Source organism: Corynebacterium sp. ACRPH, assembly GCF_022347285.1.
Classification (GTDB): domain Bacteria; phylum Actinomycetota; class Actinomycetes; order Mycobacteriales; family Mycobacteriaceae; genus Corynebacterium.
Genome location: NZ_JAKRND010000006.1, coordinates 36879 through 55857, shown reverse-complemented (window position 1 = coordinate 55857; position 18979 = coordinate 36879). Strand labels below are relative to the sequence as shown.

Here is an 18979-nt window from a genome sequence, read left to right as displayed (position 1 = left end):
TCTAAACGGAGGATCGAAAAGCCTCATGGCTAAGATGATTGCATTCGACGAAGAAGCACGCCGCGGACTGGAAAAGGGTCTGAACACCCTGGCAGACGCGGTTAAGGTAACCCTCGGCCCGAAGGGACGCAACGTCGTCCTGGAGCGCAAGTGGGGCGCCCCGACGATCACCAACGACGGTGTGACGATCGCTCGCGAAATCGAGCTGGAAGACCCCTACGAGAAGATCGGCGCCGAGCTGGTCAAGGAAGTCGCCAAGAAGACCGATGACGTCGCTGGCGACGGCACCACCACCGCTACCGTCCTGGCACAGTCCCTGGTACGCGAGGGTCTGCGCAACGTTGCCGCTGGCTCCAACCCGATGGGCATTAAGCGCGGCATCCAGGCTGGCGTGGAGAAGATCACGGCGGAGCTGCTGAGCCACGCCAAGGAGATCGAGACCCAGGAGCAGATCGCCGCTACCGCCGGCATCTCCGCTGCTGACGAGAAGATCGGCGAGCTGATCGCCGAGGCTATGTACAAGGTTGGCGACGGCCAGCTGAACAAGGACGGCGTAATCACCGTCGAGGAGTCCAACGCCTTCGGCGTGAACCTCGAGGTCACCGAGGGTATGCGCTTCGACAAGGGCTACATCTCCGGCTACTTCGCCACCGACGTGGAGCGCGGCGAGGCTGTGCTGGAGGACCCGTACATCCTGCTGGTTAGCTCCAAGATCTCCAACGTCAAGGATCTGCTGCCGCTGCTGGAGAAGGTCATGCAGTCCGGCAAGCCGCTGCTGATCGTTGCCGAGGACATCGAGGGCGAGGCTCTGTCCACCCTGGTTGTTAACAAGATCCGCGGCACCTTCAAGTCTGTCGCCGTGAAGGCACCGGGCTTCGGCGACCGCCGTAAGGCGCAGCTGCAGGACATCGCGATCCTGACCGGCGGCCAGGTCATCGCCGAAGAGGTTGGCCTCTCCTTGGAGACCGCAGACCTGCCGATGCTGGGCACCGCCCGCAAGGTCGTGGTGACCAAGGACGATACGACCATCGTCGACGGCGCAGGCTCCGCAGAGCAGCTGGCTGGCCGCATCAAGCAGATCCGCCAGGAGATCGAGAACGCGGACTCTGACTACGACGCAGAGAAGCTGCAGGAGCGCCTGGCTAAGCTGTCCGGCGGCGTTGCAGTGCTGCAGGTCGGCGCCGCCACCGAGGTGGAGCTGAAGGAGCGCAAGCACCGCATCGAGGATGCCGTGCGCAACGCTAAGGCAGCCGCAGAAGAGGGCATCGTCGCCGGCGGTGGCGCAGCCCTGCTGCAGACCGCCAACGTGCTGGACGACAACCTGGGCCTGGAAGGTGACGAGGCTACCGGTGTGCAGATCGTACGCGCGGCCCTGGCAGCCCCGCTGAAGCAGATCGCTCACAACGCTGGCCTAGAGCCGGGCGTAGTCGTGGACAAGGTTGCCAACCTGCCTGCAGGCGAGGGTCTGAACGCTGCAACCGGCGAGTACGTCGATCTGCTGGGTGCTGGCATTTCCGACCCGGTGAAGGTCACCCGTTCCGCGCTGCAGAACGCTGCTTCCATCGCGGCACTGTTCCTGACGACCGAGGCTGTCGTCGCGGACAAGCCGGAGCCGGAGGCACCGGCAATGCCTGGTGCCGACGAGATGGGCGGCATGGGCGGCTTCTAAGCCCCGTGTAAAACAGCTAAAAATAGCTAGTTTTCCTTGATTTAACCTAGGTAGACTCGCCGTAAAAACAGCCCCTGAGCTGGATCTTTATCGAATTGTTACCCCCTGGTGGGGGTGGATCTGAAGAAGGATCCGCCCAGGGGTTGTAGCTTTTCGCAGATCCGCTACTCTATTCCCCAGACGGCCTAGAGGGGGCGTCACTACCACAAGAAAATTATCGGGCTCAGAGGAACTGGCGCCCCCAATCTCTACAAGAGGAGAAACTAGTATGTTCGAGCAGATCAACAACATCTTCACCCAGCTGACCGACTTCTTCGGCGGCTTCAAGAGCATCTTCGAGGGCCTGGGCAAGGTTGCCGGCGTTATCAACGAGTGGGTTAACGGCAAGGCTGCGAAGTAAGCTTCCGCTTAACAGCTAAAACCCCGGCTTCGGCCGGGGTTTTTTCATGCCTTTCCTACCCCGTATGGTTCCGGCACATCTGTATAGCTGGGCTAAAAGCACTAGAATGGAAAGTGCTACTTAAATTTAAAAATCTTCAGGCGAAGGAGAACCCAGGCACATGGCCGAAGAAGAATTCCACATGGTTGATCTTGCCGCTACCGAGGGCTACTTGGTGGACGACTCGGATGAAGACGATCCGGTACTGATCACTCCGGACGGCCATCGGGTTGATACCTGGCGCGACCAGTACCCCTACGACGAGCGTATGAGCCGCGACGAGTACGAGACCACCAAGCGCGCCCTGCAGATCGAGCTGCTGAAGTTCCAGAACTGGACCAAGGACACCGGCCAGAAGCACATCATTATTTTCGAGGGTCGCGATGCTGCCGGTAAGGGTGGCACCATCAAGCGCTTCAACGAGCACCTGAACCCCCGTGGTGCCCGCACTGTGGCCCTGGAGAAGCCCTCCGAGCGCGAGTCCACCTCCTGGTACTTCCAGCGCTACGTCCAGCACTTCCCGTGCGGCGGCGAGATCGTCTTCTTTGACCGCTCCTGGTACAACCGCTCTGGTGTCGAGCGCGTGATGGGCTTCTGCACCAACGATCAGCACGCGGAGTTCCTGCGTGAGGTTCCGATGCTGGAGAACATGATCATGGGCTCGGGCATCTCTCTGACTAAGTTGTGGTTCTCCGTCACCCAGAAGGAGCAGCGCACCCGCTTTGCCATCCGTCAGGTGGACCCGGTTCGCCAGTGGAAGCTCTCCCCGATGGACCTGGCCTCCCTGGATAAGTGGGATGACTACACCCGTGCCAAGGAAGAGCAGTTCCGCTACACGGATACCAACGAGTCCCCGTGGATCACCATTAAGTCCAACGACAAGAAGCGCGCCCGCATCAACGCGATGCGCTACGTCCTGTCCAAGTTCGAGTACGCGGACAAGGACCACGAGGTCGTTGGCGAGCCGGATCCGAAGATCGTCAAGCGCGGCCGCGATCAGATCGGCGACTAATAGCACCCACCCGGGCTGGCCAGAAAAAGCCAGTACGCGAACAAGCCCCGGCTGCCCTGCGTAGGGCGACCGGGGCTTGTGTATGTAGAGGCTAGCTTTCCACGATCTCGATTGGATTGCCCTGCCACTTCGTTGCGGCGGGCACGTGGTCGCCGCGCATAACTAGTGACGCCGGGCCGACCGTCGCCGCCTGTTCGATCGCTGCGGCGGGCAGAGCCACGCTGTGGGATCCCATCGTCGCGCCGTCGCCCAGGGTGACGGTATCCAGGCTCATCACACGGTCCTGGAACAGGTGCGTCTGCACCACACAACCCGGGCCCACGCTGGCGCCCCGGCCAATGCTGACCAGGTCCGCCTCGGGCAGCCAGTAGGAATCCAGCCACGCACCCCGGCCGATCTTCGCGCCCAACGCACGCAGGAACATGTTCAGGCTGCCCGTGCCCATCGTGTTCGCCAGGAACCACGGGCCGGCCACGGTCTCCACGAACTGGTCCTGCAGTTCGTTGAGCCATACGAAGGCCGACCACAGCTCGTGCTCGCCTGGCTTGATGCGCTGCACACACAGCCACTTCATCAGTACTGTCACGGCTGCGGCCACGAAGCCAGCGCCGACCAGAACCAGGCCGGAGACCGCGAAGGCCTGCCAGATGCCCTGGTTCAGCAGCATCCACTGCAGCGCCAGCACCACGCCCGCCGCAATCATGGCGGAGGTCATCGGCGCCAGCAGGCGCAGGGTCTCCACGATGCCGCGAGCCACCTTCAGGCCGAAGCCCGGGTTGTAGGTGCGGGACTCGCCACCGGCCTCCACGGCCACGCGGCGCAGGCGCTCCGGCGGGGAGCCCAGCCAGTTGCTGCCGGACTTCGTCTTCACCGGGGTAGAGGAGAGCACGGCCACCAGGGAGTTCTTCTTCAGCGTGCGATCCGGGCCGGCGATACCGGAGTTGCCCAGGAAGGATCGCTTACCCACCTTCGTGTTACCGGTAAGCATCCAGCCGCCACCGCCGAGCTCGTAGCCGCCGACCATCGTGTCGTCCGCCAGGAACGCGCCCTCGCGCACCTCGGCGAAGCGCGGCACCATCACGGCGGTGGAGATCTCCGCATCCTTGCCCACCTTGGCGCCCAGGCTGCGGAACCACAGCGGGGTCAACTGTGCCGCGTACATCGGGAACAGCTGAGTGCGGGCGCTGTCCATCAGGCGCTCAACTGCCCAGACGCGCCAGCCGCTGAGGCTGCGCACGGCCACCACGCCCGGCTTCAGGCCTGTGGACAGCAGACGGACGGACAGCCACGTCAGTGCTGCGTACGTTGCAAATGCCACCAGACCACCAACTGCGGCGATGGGAAGCACCAGCAAGGGGGCGTCAACAGGAACGAGCCACAGCACAAACGCTGCAGCGACGAACAGAGCCACCAGGGGCAGGAACGACATCGCGATGGCGCTCAGCGCGTAGAGCCAGAACCACAGGGTGCGGCGTGGGGCGGCGTGCTCCGGGAAACGATTGCGGGCCTTGCCGACCTTCACCGCAGGCGAACCTGCCCACTGCGAACCGGCCTTGACCTTCTTGGCTCCCGTGACGGCTGAGCCGGGCTCGATGTGAGCGCGGGCGCCGATGCGGGCACCGGGGAACAGGGTGGAGCGGGCGCCGACGGAGGCGTCCTTGCCAACCTCGATTCTGCCGACATGCAGCACATCGCCCTCCAGCCAGTAGCCGGAAAGATCCACCTCCTGCTCGATGGAACAGTGCTTGCCCAGGGTTAGCAGGCCAGTGACGGGCGGCAGGGTGTGCATCTGAGCGCCTTTTCCGACCTTCGCGCCCAGCCAACGGGCATAAGTGGTAATCCATGCAGCACCGGAGACATCGCGCGCGCCGGAGGAATCCGCCACGCGCTCCGCAGCCCAAATGCGCAGGTGAACAGAGCCACCGCGCTTATAGTCGCCCTCGCCGATGCCCGCCGTAATCAGGCGGATCAACAGTGCGGACAAAGGCAGGCGGCCCAGCGGGGTGGCGAAGACGATCACCGCGGCGATGACCACGGCCCAAGGAACGTCTACCACCCACGGCACGTCGCCCGACCACGAGGAACCGTGGAACAGGATCGCGTTGAATACCAGGATCCAGGTGACCCACTGCGCGCCCGCGAGGGTGAGCGCCGGAATCTGGATCAGGGCCTGCGCAAGGCGGGTGCCGATGCCCACCGGCTTGGCGGGTGTGACGTCCTTAGCCTGTGCGGCCTGGCCAGTGCCCGCGCTGCCGGACTTTTCTCGCAGAGAGTCGATGTGGTCTGCCAGCGCGCCCAGGCGGGAGTGATCGTAGAGATCACGCACGCTGACGGTCGGAACCTCCCGGCGCACGCGGCTGATCAGCGTGGCCGCACCCAGGGAGGTGCCGCCGAGGTTGAAGAAGTCCGCATCCGGGCTGGTTACGGCCGTGCCGAGCGCGTCGGCGAACAGCCCCGCCAGCCACTGCTGGGTGGGGTTGTCGAACTCCGCGTTGCCACTGGAAGGCAGCGGCCATGGCAGGGCTTTCTTGTCCACCTTGCCGGAGGTCGTCACCGGCAGCTCGTCCAGCGCGCACAGGCGAGGAACCATGGCAGCGGGCATGGAATCACGCAGCTGGTCTAGCGCCTGCTGCTGGTCGAAGTCCTCGACGTTGCCCTCGGTGGAGACGTAGCCCACCAGCACCTTGTCGCCACCGCCGGTGGTCTGCACCACGACGGTGGAGCTGCGTACTCCGGGGAGGGCGGACAGCGCGGCGTCTACCTCACCGAGTTCGATTCGACGCCCACCGATCTTCACCTGGTCGTCGATACGACCGACGAAGTACAGGCCGTCTTCCTCGAGGCGCACATGGTCGCCGGAGCGGTAGGCGCGTTCCCAGCCGAGCTCCGGCATGGGCGCGAACTTTTCCGCATCCTTCTCCGGATCCAGGTAGCGGGCCAAGCCGACGCCGCCGATGATCAGCTCGCCGGTCTCGCCCCAGCCCACCGGCTGGTTGTTCTCGTTAACGACAGCCAGATCCCAGCCGCGCAGGGGAGTGCCGATGGAAACCGGGCGCACTCCGTCCATGGTGGTGCCGCAGGCCACGACGGTGGCCTCGGTCGGGCCATAGGTGTTCCACAGCTCGCGGGAATCGGTGGCCAGGCGGGCGGCCAACTCTGGCGGGCAGGCTTCGCCGCCGAAGATCAGCAGACGCACGGCATCCAGGGCCTCATCGGGCCAGAGACCGGCCAGGGTCGGCACGGTGGAAACGGCCGTGACGCTGCGGGAAACCAGCCAAGGGCCCAGATCCACGCCAGAGCGGACCAGGGCGCGCGGGGCGGGTACCAGGCAGGCGCCGTGGCGCCATGCCAGCCACATTTCCTCACAGGAGGCGTCGAAGGCCACGGACAGTCCGGCCAGCACGCGGTCTCCGGGGGCCAGTGGCTCGTCCTGCAGGAACATCTCTGCCTCCGCGTCCACGAAGGCAGCCGCGTTGCGGTGGGTGACCGCCACGCCCTTCGGCTTGCCGGTGGAACCGGAGGTGAAAATGATCCACGCATCGGTCTCCAGGTCCGGGCCGAATGCCTTGCTGGAGGCTGCCCCAGGGGCTGCCTGCAGGTGTGCGTCGACTAGTTGCAGCCCGTCAGCGCCGTAAATCGCGGCCACGCCGGCCTCGCCGAAGATGAGGGAGGCTCGCTCCTCCGGGTCGTCGGCGTCAACAGGTACATAGGCAGCACCGACGGCCAAGGTGGACAGAATAGCGATGTAGAGCGAGCGATCACCGCTGGGCACACGAATGCCGATGCGGTCGCCGCGCCCGAGGCCACGTTTATGCAGCCACTCGGCGGTTTCGTTGATCTCGTCGAGCAGCTCGGAATAGGTAATGACCCCCTTGCCGTCGTCGATGGCGGGGGCTTCAGGGCACGCCGAAGCTGTCGCACGCACAATGTCGATGAGCGTGCGTGGCTCCGGTGCCTCGTGGGAACGGAGGTACCGGGAAGGAATCTGCACCTTTCGCCTAGGCCTCCTCGGTAGAGATAATGGCCTTTGCCAGCTTGCTCAAGTGCTTAAGCTGCTTGGAAGTGGATTCGTCCAGCGCCTTATCCTCTGCGGTGGCGACCAGAGGGGAGAGACTGGTGTAGGTCTTAGTGCCCTTCTTGGTCACCGAGATGATTTGGCGACGACGATCCTTGGGATCCTTAACCCTCTTAGCAAGGGAGCGCTCTTCCAGGGAGTCAACCAGGCGAACCATGTCGGAGCGGTCCACTCCAAGGATTTCGCCTAGTGTGGCCTGGCTTGCTGCATCGCCATCGACGAGGCACGCAAGAACCCAGAATTCGCGCAGGTTGAAGCCCTTATCCGCGAGCGCGGTCTCTACGAAGTCGCGGGTGCGGCGGCGTAGGCGCTCAAGCTGGAATGAGGGCGAAGACAACAAGTCAGCGGGTAGCGGCGTGTTTTCGGACATGCCACAAATATAACGCCGACCATGGGTCTTGTCTAATTGTGGGGCTGCCCCACGATGGGGAGTCCGGCGTCTCGCCAACCGGCCGTGCCATTGGCGACGTTGATCGCGTCGATGCCGTTCTGCTCCAGCCACTGGCAGGCGCGTGCAGAGCGCCCGCCGGACAGGCAAATCAGGTAAATGTCCTCGTTCAGATCCAGCTCGCCGTAGCGGGCCTGTAGCTCGGAGAGTGGCAGGTTGGTCGCGCCCTCGGCGTGCCACTGGTTGTATTCATCCACCTCACGAATGTCGATCAGCTGGGCGCCAGCAGGAACATCGGTGGGCTGTACTGTTTCGAAATCACTCATGGCGCCCCATTGTAGGCAAGGTGGCAAAGGTGTGGACAACCAGCGAGATGGAGTTAAATGGATGGGGCACCCCGGTGGAATGCCGCCGGGTCGTCTACGCAGGAGGTTGAATTGGCGCACGCCAGCGAGCAAGCCGATGCCGAAGAACAGGCTGACCTTTCGCGAGGTCTCACAGCCGCCGAAGTAGAGGAGCGCACGCAGCGCGGCGAGGTGAATACGCAGAGCCGCGGAACGGGCCGGAGCGTGGCGCAGATCCTGCGCACCAACATCTTCACCCGCGTCAATGCCATCCTCGGCGTGCTGTGCGCGATCGTTCTGTCTACCGGTTCGGTCATCAACGCCGCCTTCGGCTTGCTCATTATTGCTAACTCCGCGGTGGGTGTGGTCCAGGAGCTGCGTGCGAAGAAGACCCTCGACAAACTGCGCATCGTCGGCGAATCGGAATCCACCGTCATCCGCGACGGTGAGGAAAGGACCATCCCGCAGCACGAGGTCGTCCTCGGGGACATCATCAAGCTGCGCAGTGGGGACGAGGTCGTGGTGGACGGCACGGTGGTGGCCGGCTCGCTGCGCGTCGACGAGTCCCAGCTGACCGGCGAGGCCGATGCTGTGAGCAAGGGCGAGGGCGACGAGATCCTCTCCGGATCCTTCGTCAACGAAGGCTCCGCAGTTTTCCGCGCAGATAAGGTGGGCGACGAGGCCTATGCCGCACGCCTGGCCTCGCAGGCCAGCGAGTTTTCGCTGACCGACTCTGTGCTTATGAATGGCATCAACAGCATCCTCAAGGTAATCACCTGGCTGCTTATCCCCACCGGCATCCTTACGATCTGGACCCAGCTGGTTCGCTCCGATACGGGTCTGCGCGAATCCATCCTTTCCATGGCTGCGGCGATCGTCCCGATGGTGCCGGAGGGGCTGGTTCTTATGACCTCCATCGCCTTCGCTGCGGGCGTGATTCGCCTCGGCAAGTACAAAGCCCTGGTCAATGAGCTCGTCGCTATCGAAGGTCTCGCGCGCGTCGATACGGTATGCACCGATAAAACCGGCACCCTCACCACCAATGAAATGGAGCTGGATTCCATCGTCGCCGCGGACGGTAGCGAAGCGGACGAAGCCTGGGCGCGCAACCTCGCCTCCATGCTGAACGCTCAGGACGACCTGAACGACACTGCCCGCTCCATTGTGGCCGGGCTGCGCGAGCGCGGTGTGGAGCCCGACCAGTGGCAGGGCCACGAGATTCCCTTTAACTCGCGCTACAAGTTCTCCGGGTTCGCCTGCTCGGACGCCACCGCCTGGATCATGGGCGCCCCCGACGTGCTTCTGCGCGAAGGCGGTCGCGCCGCAGAAACGGCCAAACAGCTGGGCGATCAGGGGCTGCGCATCCTCGTGTTCGGCAAGCTCGAAGGCGCCGACGGGGAGGCCTGGGCCAACACGGACGACCTCAGCATGGATTCCGCCCCGCAGCTGACCAAACCGGTGCTCGTGGTGCTTCGGCAGCAACTGCGCTCCGACGCCCGCGAAACGCTCGCGTACTTCGACGAGCAGAACGTGGACATCAAAGTGATCTCCGGCGACAACTCGGATTCCGTGGCGGCGGTCGCGCGCAAGGCGACCGAACGGGAGCTCGTGGCGGTGGACGCCCGCACGCTGAACGGCCTGGACGACGAAGCCTTCGATGCGGAGATCAAACGGGGAAATGTCTTCGGGCGGGTCAGCCCGGAGCAAAAACAGCAGATGGTGGAATCTTTGCACCGCCAGGACCGCACGGTGGCCATGACCGGCGACGGCGTCAACGACGTACTGGCGCTGAAAAAGGCAGACATTGGAGTGGCCATGGGCTCGGGCGCACCCGCAACGCGCAGCGTGGCGCAGCTAGTGCTGCTGACGAACAAGTTCTCCGCACTGCCGCGAGTGGTGGCCGAGGGACGCCGGGTGATCGGCAACATCGAGCGCGTGGCGCACCTGTTTCTGACGAAGACGGTGTACTCGGTGGTGCTGGCGCTGGTGGTGGCGGTGCTGGGAATCTCTTTCCCGTTCCAGCCGATTCACGTGACTATCACCGGCTGGTTCACCATCGGCATCCCGGCGTTCATTCTTTCGCTGGCCCCGAACACGGAACGTCCGCGGGATGGATTCGTCAGGCGCGTGCTGTCATTGGCGATTCCCTCCGGCGTGCTCATCGGCGGCATCTGCGTGACGATGTGGATCATCATCTACCCCGGCGCGGAGGTGCCGGAAATTCAGCGGCAACAGGCCGGTACTGCCGTGCTGCTGGCGCTGATCGTCATGGGTTTGTGGGTGCTGGGTATTGTGGCGCGGCCGCTGAATTGGTGGAAGGTGCTTCTGCTGGCCGGCTGTGTGGGCGGCTACCTGGTGATCTTCCTGGTGCCGCCGCTACGTGAGTTGTTGATTCTGCACACGGGCAACCTGAAGCTGATGTTCACGGGGTTGGCCGTGGGTGCGGGCGGGGCGGTGCTCATTGAGGTTGTGCACCAGATCGCCGCCCGCCGGCAAGCGGCTGTGAGTTAGCCCTTGTAGCGCTCGATGGCCTCGTCGAGGATCTTCACTGCTTCCTCGGCGTTGCCCCAACCGGAGCCGTTGACTTCCTTGCCCGGCTCCAGGTCCTTGTAGTGGACGAAGAAGTGCTCGATCTCGTTCTTGGTGAACTGGTCGATGTCCTCGATGTCCTGGAACTGGTCGAAGCGCACGTCGTCCAGCACGCACAGCAGCTTGTCGTCGCCGCCGGCCTCATCGGTCATCTTGAACACGCCAACCGGGCGGGCCTCAACGATTACGCCGGGGAAGACCGGCTCTGGCAGGATTACCAGTGCGTCCAGCGGGTCGCCGTCCTCGCCCAGGGTGTGGTCGATGAAGCCGTAGTCGGCCGGGTATGCCATCGGGGTGAACAGGTAGCGGTCGAGGTGGACCTTGCCGGTCTCGTGGTCGATTTCGTACTTGTTGCGGGAACCCTTCGGGATTTCAACAGTTACTTCGATTTTTTTGCTCATGCGCACCATTCTAACCGAGCGCCTTTTTTCGGCTAGGGTGAAACGAGTGAGTGAGCGGAAGTCCCTGAAAGTATGGCTGTGGAGCATCCTCGCCTTCGTGATCGTCGTGGCGGTCGTAGTGGGGGCTGCTGTGGTGTGGTCGATGAATGGCCGCTACGAGGTGCCGGCCGCCGAGCAGTTGGCGGAGCCCACCCCGGTGATGCACGCGCCCGAGGGGGACGTGCCGGATGTGCAGGCCGCTATTCAGCGCGCCGCGGCGGATCCGGCGCTGGGGGTGCTGTCCGCCTCCGTCACTGATGTTGAGACCGGCGAGGTGCTGTGGGCGAAGGACGAAAACCGGAAGCTCACCCCGGCTTCTGCCACCAAGCTGTACACCGCAGCCGCCGCGATCCTGGCGCTGGACGAAGATAGCCGCTGGTCCACCGACCTACTGCAAGACCCGAACGACCCGGGTCGGCTGGTCTTGCGCAGCGAGGGCGATGTTTCGCTGTCCCGCGATGGCGAGGGCTTCTTCACCGATGCCGCCTCGGTAGCCAAGCTGGCCGAGAAGGTGAAGAAGAAGCTGGGCGGCCAGGCCGTGACCTCCATCGTCGTGGACAATTCGATCCGCTCCGGCGACCTTTTCAACAAGACCTGGGATCGCGAGGATATCGACGGCGGCAATGTCGCCAACCTGGATGCCGTCATGCTCGATGCCGGGCGCCTCGATCCTTATACCTCCGACTCCGCCCGTTCCCACAACCCTGGCGAGGATGTGGGGCGCGCTCTCGCCGATGCGCTCGGCGCGGATGCGGAGGTCACTGTTTCTAAGGAAGTGACGCCCAGTCTCGGTGACCAAGACCCCATCGCAAGCGTTAAGTCCGCGCCGCTGAGCGTGCGCCTGCGCGACATGTTGGTGCACAGCGACAACATCATGGCCGAGGCCATTGGCCGGGAGATTGCGGAGGCTCGAGGTAAACCGCAGACCTTCGAGGGCGCCACGAGCGCGACCCTCGACGTGCTGAAGGAACACGGCATCGATACCAAGGATGCAACGCTCTTTGATAACTCCGGCATGAGCGAGAAGAACCGCCTGACTGCCCACGAGCTAGACGGGGTGCTCTCCAACAAGGAGGTGCGCGACATTTTGGACATGCTGCCGGTGGCCAGCGTGGAGGGCACCCTGGAGGCGCGCTATGGTTCCGGCTCCGGTGCGGAGGACTCCGCCGGTTGGGTGCGCGCCAAGACTGGCACTCTTTCCGGAGTGAACGCCCTGGCCGGGACTGTTATGACGGACTCGGGGCGGGCGCTGACGTTTGCGTTCCTCTCCAATGAGTCCGATCCGAACTCCGCCCGCCCGGCGCTGGATCGGTTGGCGAACGCGGTGCGTTCAGCCGAGTAAGCCATGAGTGTGCAGTCGCAGATCCGGGCATGGCTGCGAGAGCTGGAAACCAGCCCCGAGTTCGCAGCGCGCGCGGAACAGGTTCGCGCCGGGGTGGCAGTGGGGCTATCCGGCGGGGCAGACTCCCTGGCACTGGTGCACGGCCTGCTGCGCTGCGGGGTGAAGGTACACGCGGTGGTGGTGGACCATCAGCTGCAGGAAGGCTCCGCACAGGTGGCGCGGCAGGCCGCGGATACCGCGCGCTCCCTCGGGGCGGCGGCGGAGATCCGCACCGTCGAAGTGGAAGGCCCAGGGGAGGGGCCGGCGCGCCAGGCGCGCTACGAAGTCCTCGGCGTGGCAGCCGCCGGGCGGCCTCTCTTGGTGGCTCACACGGCGGATGACGACGCAGAAGGGATGCTCATCGGGCTGGTCCGCGGATCCGGGGCGGAAGCCATCGCCGGGATGCGATCCGTACACACCGACCACGCGGCCGTGGCCGCGGGGGCCGTGTGGCTCGGCCGTCCGCTGCTGAACTGCACTCGCGCGGATACGGAGGCAGAATGCCGCGCCGCCGGCCTTAGTTGGTGGGAGGATCCGCACAATTCCAGCGACACCTTCCTGCGCAGCCGCATCCGCACCCATGTGCTGCCCTACCTGCAAGATGCGCTCGGGGAGCACATCGGTGCGAACATGGCCCGCACCGCGCGGATGCTCCGCGAAGACGTCGAGCTACTCGACGAGCTCGCTGGACGGGAGCTGCAGGCGGCGGAGGAGGGGGCGTCATTAAACTGCACTGAACTACAACAGCAACCAGCGGCACTGCGGCGTAGGGTGCTCAAACAATGGCTGGCAGACAAAGCCGGACCCCTCACGAGCGCGCACCTCAACGCGATAGACGCGCTGGTCATCGCATGGAAAGGGCAGGGAGGGGCAGCAGTGCCGTGGCCACAGAACCAACCTGCATCCACCTTGCAACGGCGCACCCACCGCCTGGTCGTGCAACGTCGCGATGGGTACCTGCAGTTAGCGACTGTCCCCAGGTCGTAGCTGCGCGCTAGAATGCCAGGCAGGCACAAAACGGCGAAGCCAATGCAGCGGAGCCAAGTCAGCGAAGCCACACTGCGAAAGCACTGCGAAACAAACGAGGAAAACGAGGTCTGCGATGCACAGCGAGAAGAACTTCAATGTCCCGGAAAACCCTTACGGCGACGATCTAGAAAGTATCCTCATCGACGAGGAAACGCTGCACGCCCGCATCAACGAGCTGGCCAAGGCCACCGCTGACCGCTTCCGCGACGAGGAAGACGACCTCATCCTGATCTGCGTGCTGAAGGGCGCGGTGTTCTTCATCACCGACTTCGCGCGGGCGATCGACATCCCGACGCAGCTAGAGTTCATGGCCGTGAGCTCCTACGGAAACTCCACTAGCTCCTCCGGCGTGGTGCGCATCCTGAAGGACCTGGACCGCGACATCGAGGGGCGCAACGTGGTGATCGTTGAGGACATCATCGACTCCGGCCTGACCCTTTCCTGGCTGCTGAAGAACCTGCGCAACCGCAACCCGAAGTCCCTGTCCGTCGTTACGCTACTGCGCAAGCCGGAGGCGCAGAAGGTGCAGATCGACCTGGCCGAGGTCGGCTTTGACATCCCCAACGAGTTCGTTGTGGGCTATGGCCTGGACTTTGCCGAGCGCTACCGCGACCTGCCCTACGTGGGCACCCTGCACCCGCGCGTTTACCAGTAAAGCGCTGGGCTGAAATCCATTAAGCTCCAAATAGCGCTGTTCGCACGGCAATTTAAACCAACAACACTCTAGGAAATATGGACAAGAAGAAGGTATTGAGGATCGCGGGCATTGTCTCTGTGATCCTCATCGCGATCTATGCGTTCGGTGTTTTAACTGATGACGCCCGCGGCTACGACGAGGTCGAGACCTCAATAGCCCTGAAGCAGCTGGAAGACAAGAACGTCAAGGAAGCTCAGATCAACGATCGTGAGCAGCAGGTACAGCTGAAGCTGAAGGACTCTATCGAGGTCGAAGGCAAGAAGGACATCGAGCAGGTCATCGCGAAGTACCCCGGTCGGGCCGCGCCTGAGATCTTCGACGCGGTGAAGAAGTCCGAGGCGGAGAAGTACAACACCAAGGTCACTGAGGATAGCTTCCTGGGCAGCCTGCTGGTGATGCTGCTGCCGATGCTGTTGATCTTCGGCCTGCTGATGTTCATGCTGTCCCGCATGCAGGGCGGCAGCGGCATGGGCGCCTTCGGCTTTGGTAAGTCCACTGCCAAGCAGCTGAATAAGGACAACCCGGACACGACCTTCGACGACGTCGCCGGAGCCGACGAGGCTGTGGAGGAGCTGGACGAGATCCGCGACTTCCTGACCGACCCGAGCCGCTACGAGGCGCTGGGAGCGAAAATCCCGCGTGGTGTGCTGCTGTACGGCCCGCCCGGTACGGGTAAGACGCTGCTGGCCCGCGCCGTGGCCGGCGAGGCAGGCGTGCCCTTCTTCACTATCTCCGGTTCCGACTTCGTGGAGATGTTCGTCGGCGTGGGTGCCTCTCGCGTGCGCGACCTGTTCAAGCAGGCGAAGGAGAACTCGCCGTGCATCATCTTCGTCGACGAGATCGACGCGGTCGGCCGCCAGCGTGGCGCCGGCATGGGCGGCGGTCACGACGAGCGTGAACAGACCCTGAACCAGCTGCTGGTGGAGATGGACGGCTTCGGCGACCGCGACGGAGTGATCCTGATGGCCGCCACCAACCGCCCGGACATTCTGGACCCGGCGCTGCTGCGCCCGGGCCGCTTCGACCGCCAGATCCCGGTGACCAACCCGGACCTGGCGGGCCGCGAGCAGATCCTGAACGTGCACGCGAAGAACAAGCCGCTGGCCAAGGACGTGGACCTGAAGTCGCTGGCCAAGCGCACTGCGGGCATGTCCGGCGCGGATCTGGAGAACGTGCTGAACGAGGCCGCCCTGCTGACCGCTCGCGTGGACGGCAACGTGATTACCGCCGACGCGCTGGAAGAGGCCACCGACCGCGTGGTGGGTGGACCGCGCCGCAGCTCGAAGATCATCTCTGAGCACGAGAAGAAGGTCACCGCCTACCACGAGGGCGGCCACACGCTGGCCGCCTGGGCGATGAAGGACATCGACCGCGTCTACAAGGTGACGATCCTGGCGCGAGGCCGCACCGGTGGCCACGCCATGACCGCCCCCGAGGACGACAAGGGCATGTACAACCGCTCCGAGCTGTTCGCCCGCCTGGTCTTCGCCATGGGCGGTCGCGCTGCCGAGGAGCTGGTCTTCGGCAACCCGACCACTGGTGCTTCTGCGGACATTGAGATGGCTACGAACATCGCCCGCGCGATGGTGGTGGAGTACGGCATGAGCCCGGTTGTGGGTGCTGTGAAGTACGGCCAGGACGACGGCGACCCGTTTGTCGGCCGTGGCGGCCAGAGCGGCAATCAGCCGTCCCAGAATGTGGCCAACCAGATCGACGAGCAGGTGCGCATGCTGATGAACAAGGCCCAGCAGGTGGCCTACGACGTGCTGCGTGAGAACCGGGACTACCTGGACACCCTGGCTTCCAAGCTGCTGGAGAAGGAGACTCTGCGCCGCCCGGACCTGGAGGCCATCTTCGAAGGCATCGATACCCGCGAGGTTGCAGACATCTTCCCGATGCAGGATCTGGATCGCCCGTGCGACCACCGCGAGCCGGTGAAGACCCCGGTCGAGCTGGCCCACGAGCGTGGCGAGGAGCCTCCGGAGAAGACCAATTTCTTCTCCGCTGCCCGCCGTGCCCGCATGGAAAAGCGCAAGGCGCAGAACGAGCAGCGCCAGGCCGAGCGCCTGCAGCAGGGCCAGCAGCAGTTCCCGCAGACCCAGCAGAGCCAGCAAGCCCAGCATGGCCAGCATGGTCAGCATGGTCAGCAGGGTCAGCACGCCCAGCAGGGTCAGGGCACCGCCCGCCCGGTGGCGCCGGAGGAGCGCGGCTTCCGCCTGCCCGACAACGAGCAGCCGGAGAAGCCCGCGCAGCAGAAGCAAGCTGTGCAGCCCTCGCAGCCTGGACCACAGGCAGAGAAGTCCGCGCAGGCAGAGCAGCAGCGTCCGCAAGACTCACAGGAATCGCAGGCGCGTTACCGCCGCGGTGAGATGCCGGAGCAGACGTTCCCTTGGGATAAGCACAACGGTGGCTACAACGGCAACGAGTCCGGTGGCCAGCACAGGCAGGAAGACAAGTAGTGAATAACCCACAGCAGCCGCTCGACCCCGGCTCCTTCGACCAGGAGCGGGCAGAGGCGGCCATCCGCGAACTCCTTTTCGCCATCGGCGAAGACCCCGACCGTGAGGGTCTGCAGGAAACCCCGGCCCGTGTGGCTCGCGCCTACCGCGAGACGTGCGCCGGGCTGTACGAGGACCCCACGGAGGTTCTCAACAAGACCTTCAGCGAGGATCACCGCGAGCTGGTGCTCGTGCGCGACATCACCTTCTACTCCATGTGCGAGCACCACCTGGTGCCTTTCTTCGGCAAGGCGCACATCGGATACATCCCCGGTGAATCCGGCAAGGTCACAGGCCTGTCCAAGTTGGCCCGCCTGATCGACGGCCTGGCAAAGCGCCCGCAGGTTCAGGAACGCTTGACCTCGCAGGTGGCCGACGCGCTGGTGGACAAACTGGACCCCTCCGCAGTGATCGTTGTCCTGGAGGCCGAGCACCTGTGCATGGCCATGCGCGGCATCCGTAAGCCCGGCGCCAACACGGTGACCTCCGCGGTCCGTGGCGGATTCCAGAAGAACGCGGCCTCCCGCGCAGAGGCAATGGCGCTGATTCGGCCGTGACGGGTTCTGCTGTGACTGACCCCAGCGCGAACAACCCCAGCGCGAACAACCCCCAGCGCACTCTCGTGATGGGCATCCTCAACGTCACTGAGGATTCCTTCTCCGACGGCGGGGCCTACCCGGACACCGCGGCCGCGCTGGCTCACGCCGAGGCGATGGTCGCCGACGGCGCGGACATCATCGACGTCGGCGGAGAGTCCACCCGCCCGGGCGCCACCCGTGTCGCCCCAGAGGTCGAGGCCGCCCGCATCACCCCCGTCATCGAGGAGCTGTCCCGCCGGGGAATCGCCACCAGCATCGATACGATGCGGGCATCCACGGCGCGGGCCGCCTGGAGAGCGGGCGTCACCTACCTCAACGACGTCTCCGGCGGCCTGGCGGATCCAGACATGCTTCCGCTGGCCGCGGAATCCGGCCTGCCGATCATTCTGATGCACTGGAACAAGGGAAACGCCGCGGACTTCGCCGGAGCCGAGGGCTACCACGACCACGGCGAGGACATCGTCGGCCACGTCATCGGTTGGCTCGAGCAGAGGATCGAAGCGGCGGAGGCGGTAGGCGTCACAAAGAAACAGATTTACCTGGACCCCGGCATCGGGTTCGCGAAAACTCCGCAGGAAAACTGGCAGTTGCTCGGCGCCACCGACCGGCTGGTGCAGATGGGCTATCCGGTGCTGGTGGGGGCCTCGCGCAAGCGTTTTCTCACCGCGCTGCGCCCCGCGAGCGACGGCAACCCCGGCAGCCCGGAATCGGCGGACGATGCGACGGCGGCCACCTCCGCGCTGGCGGCGGCAGTTGGCGCGTGGGCCGTCCGGGTGCATAAGGTAGCCCCGACACGGGCCGCAGTGGACGTCGCACACGCGATGGCCACCGGACGCGGCCCCGACATCGACGAGCAATGGAGGGCGCGACGTGGCTGACCGCATCGAGCTCATCGGCGTGGAGGCTTTCGGCCACCACGGCGTGTTTTCGCACGAAAAGGACACCGGCCAGAAGTTCATCGTGGACATGGTGGTGTGGACGGACTTCCGCGCCGCGGCAGATTCGGACTCGTTGGAAGACACGATCAACTACGTGCAGCTGGCTGACATCGCGGTGAACGCGGTGGAGGTGCAGGAAGGCCACGACCTGATCGAAACCCTGGCCTCGAACATCGCGGACCAGATCGCAGAGCTGGGCGGGGTGTACGCCGTGGAGGTCACGGTGCACAAGCCGCAGGCGCCGATCGCCCACCCGTTCGGCGACGTGCGGGTGGTAGCTCGGAGGTCCAAGCGATGATCACGGCCTTCCTGGGAATCGGCTCGAACATGCCCGGCGACGTGGGCAGCCCCACCGCACAGATCGAACGCGCCTACGAGCTGTTGGCGATGCACCCGGCCATCGAGATTGTGGAGAAGTCGCGGATCTTCATCACCCCGCCGTGGGGTGGGGTGGAGCAGCAGGAGTTCCGCAACTCCGTGGTGGCCTTGCGCACGTCGCTGGATCCGCTCGCGCTGCTGCACCACTGCCAATTCGCCGAGGCCGTCGCGGGGCGGGAGCGCGAGGTTCGGTGGGGCCCGCGCACCGTCGATGTGGACATTCTTTTTGGTTTTGACGCCCAGTCCCAGCCCCTACAGTCCCAGGGGAAGTGGGGGTTTGAGCTGGTTATTCCGCACCCCTACGCCCACGAGCGGGCGTTTGTGCTGGTGCCGCTGAGCGACTTGCAGTTGGCCAGGGAACCCTGGTGTACCTTGGGCGGACGAGGCATCCTGGAATGGCTGGAAGAGGTTGATCCGGCCGAACGGGAAGCCATCGTCCCGGCGGATCGATCCGAACTATCGGATCCTGGCGAGAACTAAAGACGAGGAATACAGAGGCAGCA

General features: G+C 64.4%; 16 protein-coding genes. 12 read left to right on the top strand and 4 right to left on the bottom strand.

Going from position 1 to position 18979, the window contains the following annotated elements; genetic code table 11:
* Positions 1–25 precede the first annotated feature (25 nt).
* The 3 genes from groL to ppk2 all read left to right on the top strand — a co-directional run bounded on the left by groL (position 26) and on the right by ppk2 (position 3120).
* Complete coding sequence (groL, locus tag MHX66_RS04535) at positions 26–1669, top strand: chaperonin GroEL (protein ID WP_049049725.1); 1644 nt, start codon at positions 26–28, stop codon at positions 1667–1669.
* 268 nt (positions 1670–1937) lie between these two features.
* Positions 1938–2069: a PorACj family cell wall channel-forming small protein gene (locus MHX66_RS04530; protein ID WP_239200565.1), complete on the top strand. Its 132-nt coding sequence runs from the start codon at positions 1938–1940 to the stop codon at positions 2067–2069.
* Positions 2070–2229: 160 nt separating this feature from the next.
* Positions 2230–3120: a polyphosphate kinase 2 gene (ppk2, locus tag MHX66_RS04525; RefSeq protein ID WP_034987296.1), complete on the top strand. Its 891-nt coding sequence runs from the start codon at positions 2230–2232 to the stop codon at positions 3118–3120.
* A gap of 91 nt (positions 3121–3211) precedes the next feature.
* Here the strand turns inward: ppk2 and MHX66_RS04520 are convergent, their stop codons facing one another.
* The 3 genes from MHX66_RS04520 to MHX66_RS04510 are packed head-to-tail and all read right to left on the bottom strand — an operon-like array spanning position 3212 to position 7909.
* Complete coding sequence (locus MHX66_RS04520) at positions 3212–7111, bottom strand: Pls/PosA family non-ribosomal peptide synthetase (protein WP_239200563.1); 3900 nt, start codon at positions 7109–7111, stop codon at positions 3212–3214.
* Positions 7112–7118: 7 nt separating this feature from the next.
* Positions 7119–7565, bottom strand: coding sequence for a MarR family winged helix-turn-helix transcriptional regulator (locus tag MHX66_RS04515; RefSeq protein WP_239200553.1), 447 nt, complete (start codon positions 7563–7565; stop codon positions 7119–7121).
* A 32-nt stretch (positions 7566–7597) separates the two neighbouring features.
* The gene (locus tag MHX66_RS04510) at positions 7598–7909 is read right to left on the bottom strand and encodes a rhodanese-like domain-containing protein (protein WP_035004725.1); all 312 of its coding nucleotides are present in this window, start codon (positions 7907–7909) and stop codon (positions 7598–7600) included.
* A gap of 57 nt (positions 7910–7966) precedes the next feature.
* On the opposite strand from MHX66_RS04510, the gene MHX66_RS04505 reads away from it, so the two are divergent.
* The gene (locus MHX66_RS04505; protein WP_239200537.1) at positions 7967–10438 is read left to right on the top strand and encodes an HAD-IC family P-type ATPase; all 2472 of its coding nucleotides are present in this window, start codon (positions 7967–7969) and stop codon (positions 10436–10438) included.
* On the opposite strand, the gene MHX66_RS04500 is transcribed toward MHX66_RS04505, so the two are convergent.
* Positions 10435–10917 (bottom strand): inorganic diphosphatase, encoded by a 483-nt coding sequence (locus MHX66_RS04500; protein WP_034987400.1) that lies wholly within the window; start codon positions 10915–10917, stop codon positions 10435–10437. The genes MHX66_RS04505 and MHX66_RS04500 overlap by 4 nt on opposite strands.
* Positions 10918–10963: 46 nt before the next feature.
* Between MHX66_RS04500 and dacB the strand changes: the two genes are divergently transcribed.
* The 8 genes from dacB (at position 10964) to folK (ending at position 18956) form a co-directional block, all read left to right on the top strand.
* Complete coding sequence (gene dacB / locus MHX66_RS04495) at positions 10964–12298, top strand: D-alanyl-D-alanine carboxypeptidase/D-alanyl-D-alanine-endopeptidase (protein WP_239200527.1); 1335 nt, start codon at positions 10964–10966, stop codon at positions 12296–12298.
* Between the two features lie 3 nt (positions 12299–12301).
* Entirely contained in the window at positions 12302–13324 is a 1023-nt protein-coding gene (tilS, locus tag MHX66_RS04490) for a tRNA lysidine(34) synthetase TilS (RefSeq protein ID WP_239200525.1), read from the top strand.
* Positions 13325–13439: 115 nt separating this feature from the next.
* A complete protein-coding gene (gene hpt / locus MHX66_RS04485) occupies positions 13440–14021 on the top strand; it encodes a hypoxanthine phosphoribosyltransferase (protein ID WP_005296857.1) in 582 nt (193 codons plus the stop codon).
* Positions 14022–14098: 77 nt separating this feature from the next.
* Complete coding sequence (gene ftsH / locus MHX66_RS04480) at positions 14099–16522, top strand: ATP-dependent zinc metalloprotease FtsH (protein WP_239200523.1); 2424 nt, start codon at positions 14099–14101, stop codon at positions 16520–16522.
* Entirely contained in the window at positions 16522–17118 is a 597-nt protein-coding gene (gene folE / locus MHX66_RS04475; RefSeq protein WP_011272992.1) for a GTP cyclohydrolase I FolE, read from the top strand. Before ftsH ends, folE begins: the two co-directional genes overlap by 1 nt.
* Positions 17115–18038: a dihydropteroate synthase gene (gene folP, locus MHX66_RS04470; protein WP_239200512.1), complete on the top strand. Its 924-nt coding sequence runs from the start codon at positions 17115–17117 to the stop codon at positions 18036–18038. The genes folE and folP overlap by 4 nt, the downstream gene beginning before the upstream one ends.
* Positions 18031–18396 (top strand): dihydroneopterin aldolase, encoded by a 366-nt coding sequence (gene folB, locus MHX66_RS04465; RefSeq protein WP_035004717.1) that lies wholly within the window; start codon positions 18031–18033, stop codon positions 18394–18396. Before folP ends, folB begins: the two co-directional genes overlap by 8 nt.
* Positions 18393–18956 (top strand): 2-amino-4-hydroxy-6-hydroxymethyldihydropteridine diphosphokinase, encoded by a 564-nt coding sequence (gene folK / locus MHX66_RS04460; protein ID WP_239200510.1) that lies wholly within the window; start codon positions 18393–18395, stop codon positions 18954–18956. The genes folB and folK overlap by 4 nt, the downstream gene beginning before the upstream one ends.
* The last annotated feature ends 23 nt before the right edge of the window (positions 18957–18979 follow it).

Coding starts and splice junctions, on each gene's coding strand:
- groL (WP_049049725.1), top strand. CDS start 26: ATGGCTAAGATGATTGCATTCGACGAAGAAGCACGCCGCGGACTGGAA.
- MHX66_RS04530 (WP_239200565.1), top strand. CDS start 1,938: ATGTTCGAGCAGATCAACAACATCTTCACCCAGCTGACCGACTTCTTC.
- ppk2 (WP_034987296.1), top strand. CDS start 2,230: ATGGCCGAAGAAGAATTCCACATGGTTGATCTTGCCGCTACCGAGGGC.
- MHX66_RS04515 (WP_239200553.1), bottom strand. CDS start 7,565: ATGTCCGAAAACACGCCGCTACCCGCTGACTTGTTGTCTTCGCCCTCA.
- MHX66_RS04510 (WP_035004725.1), bottom strand. CDS start 7,909: ATGAGTGATTTCGAAACAGTACAGCCCACCGATGTTCCTGCTGGCGCC.
- MHX66_RS04505 (WP_239200537.1), top strand. CDS start 7,967: ATGGATGGGGCACCCCGGTGGAATGCCGCCGGGTCGTCTACGCAGGAG.
- MHX66_RS04500 (WP_034987400.1), bottom strand. CDS start 10,917: ATGAGCAAAAAAATCGAAGTAACTGTTGAAATCCCGAAGGGTTCCCGC.
- tilS (WP_239200525.1), top strand. CDS start 12,302: ATGAGTGTGCAGTCGCAGATCCGGGCATGGCTGCGAGAGCTGGAAACC.
- hpt (WP_005296857.1), top strand. CDS start 13,440: ATGCACAGCGAGAAGAACTTCAATGTCCCGGAAAACCCTTACGGCGAC.
- ftsH (WP_239200523.1), top strand. CDS start 14,099: ATGGACAAGAAGAAGGTATTGAGGATCGCGGGCATTGTCTCTGTGATC.
- folK (WP_239200510.1), top strand. CDS start 18,393: ATGATCACGGCCTTCCTGGGAATCGGCTCGAACATGCCCGGCGACGTG.